The sequence below is a fragment of the Variovorax sp. 01T432 genome (genome assembly GCF_056398605.1).
Map to the genome: position 1 here is coordinate 1 of NZ_JBFTPS010000123.1, position 2,001 is coordinate 2,001.

The 2,001-nt window shown below is 64.6% G+C and carries 3 protein-coding genes and 1 pseudogene; 3 read left to right on the top strand and 1 reads right to left on the bottom strand.

Annotated features, from left to right (window positions below):
• The first annotated feature begins 1 nt into the window (after nt 1).
• Together AC1DNF_RS35500 and AC1DNF_RS35505 are read left to right on the top strand one after the other, a co-directional pair.
• On the top strand, nt 2-136 hold the full coding sequence (locus AC1DNF_RS35500; RefSeq protein ID WP_478153603.1) for a DUF3606 domain-containing protein: 135 nt from the start codon (nt 2-4) through the stop codon (nt 134-136).
• Entirely contained in the window at nt 133-285 is a 153-nt protein-coding gene (locus tag AC1DNF_RS35505) for a hypothetical protein (RefSeq protein WP_477925237.1), read from the top strand. Before AC1DNF_RS35500 ends, AC1DNF_RS35505 begins: the two co-directional genes overlap by 4 nt.
• Here AC1DNF_RS35505 and AC1DNF_RS35510 read toward each other — a convergent pair.
• Complete coding sequence (locus tag AC1DNF_RS35510; protein ID WP_478153601.1) at nt 282-986, bottom strand: SOS response-associated peptidase; 705 nt, start codon at nt 984-986, stop codon at nt 282-284. The genes AC1DNF_RS35505 and AC1DNF_RS35510 overlap by 4 nt on opposite strands.
• A 572-nt stretch (nt 987-1,558) precedes the next feature.
• Between AC1DNF_RS35510 and AC1DNF_RS35515 the strand changes: the two are divergent.
• Nucleotides 1,559-2,001 (top strand): annotated as a pseudogene (locus AC1DNF_RS35515) (hypothetical protein); the annotation flags it as partial.

Genomic DNA, 2,001 nt, shown 5'->3' on the forward strand with positions numbered 1-2,001 from the left:
CATCTCGCTCACCGAGGAGCACGAAATCCGCAGCTGGACCGAGTCGCTCGGCGTCACCGAGGAGGAACTGCGCCAGGCGGTGGCCGCGGTGGGCCACTCGGCCGACAAGGTGCGCGAGCACCTGCGCAAGAAATGACCACCAGGACGCCGCCGCCGAAGCTGGGCACCGACCCGCCCTTCAAGGACGCTACGCAGCGCCTCATCGACTCGGTCAAGGGCCGCACGAGCAAGGCGATCAAGCGCGCGCCGCGCGTGGCCGCCCCGCGCAAGCGGCCGGAGCACTAGGGCGCGCCCTGCCCCAGCTCTTCGATCAGGGTCCCCGGTGCGATGATCGGTCCCGCCACGAAGATCTCAACAGGGCTGAGTCTCAGCAAGCTCTTCGCCTCCTCGATCGTGCCTGTGAGCCACTGGTCGACGTCGGCCAGCTCGATCGCGATGACGCTGCGCTTGTCCTGTTTGTCGGCCGCCAGCTTCGGATCGGGCTTGTGCATGCGTTTCCACAACGGATGCGCGTCGGCGTTCAGCGTGAGCATCGTGTACGACTCGACCTGTTCCCCTGTCGTCTTGTCCCTCCAGACGTTCCAGAGCCCGGCCAGGCCCCACGGCGCCCCGTCCGCGCGCCGGAACTGCCACCAGACGTTCTTCCCGCTCTCCCAGTTCGGCTCGTCGAATCTGGCGGCCGGGATGATGCAGCGCTGGCCTTGCGCCCACGGGTGCTTGTAGGTGGCCTTGGCCGCCAGCTCTTCCGAACGGGCGTTGTTGGTCGAGAACTTGAGTTTCGGCTCCTTCGCAAACCACGGGATAAGGCCCCACTGCCCGATGACGAGCTCGCGCGAGTAGCCGGCGTCGTCGCGCGCGCGGCGGATGAACGGGCCAGGCGATCGAGGGAACACGCTCCGCGGCCAAAACTCCGGCTGATTCGGTCGGCCGACGTGCCAGAAGCGCTCCACCTCGCGCTCGTCGGGAGTCTCGTAGCGATTGCACATTTGCGCATTCTGCCTCTCCCGCTACTGATGCTCATCCAGTATGAAAGTCAGCGTTTCGACACGGCGAGTCGGCGGCAGGCTGCTGCATTGGAACGAGCAGGCGCGGGTCTACGAAGGCACGCTGCTGAGCGGGCGCAAGGGGAGTAGATGATCGCGCGGTCGTCACCCTGTTCCTGGGTGGCCTGGAGGGCGGACCCAGCCTATACGACCCGAAGGTGGTGTCGTCGTTTGGAACCGAGCTCCGATTCATCGGGCTTGAGCGATGGGAGAACGCGTGGGTGCTGCAGGAGTGGAACTGCGAGATCGTTTCGCTGGCTGCAGCCTCGCAACAGGCGCGCACCTGTGCGCGATCCGGCGGGCCCCGCATCTGCGGGGACATCAGCCCAAGAAGCCGAGCATTGCCGCGCCCAGCCCAACCAGAAACACCCAGCGCAGGAGCCAGTCGTCTTCGATCGCGTATCAGGCGATTACTATCGGTACCGTCAGGAACGCCGCCGGGATGCCACAGGTCGCTGTCGCCGCGGCCGCCGACCATTTGGAGACGAACAAATACGAATAGACGCGACCCGTTCTTGTTCCAAATCAAGGCCAGCCCCAGCGCTGCACGTACCGTCACTGTGGTGAAATCCGATCCTTTCCCTCGCGCGTGGTATTCGTCTCCAGATCAGCCGTTGGCCGCCGGAACGATCTTCACGATCATAGAAGCAGCTCGTCGCCTRAGGGCACTTGCGCACGTGAGGGCACTAGGTAAGGTGCTGAGCGGCAAGAATCTGGCATTGCTGGTGACGGTCACTGGTCAGGAAACTTCGGACCTCAAACGCGCCGCGCAAGAGCTGGATGCTCGGGTTTCCGAACTCCGCTTCGTCGAGACGGAAGAATCGATGCGGCGCGACTTGGCATCAATGGCCCGGCTTCTCGGACGCATGTACGAYGCCATCGATTGCGGAGCGCTGACACCGTCCAGAGCGCGCTTGATCGAACTCGAATCGGGCGTACCCGTTTACGCTGGCTTGGG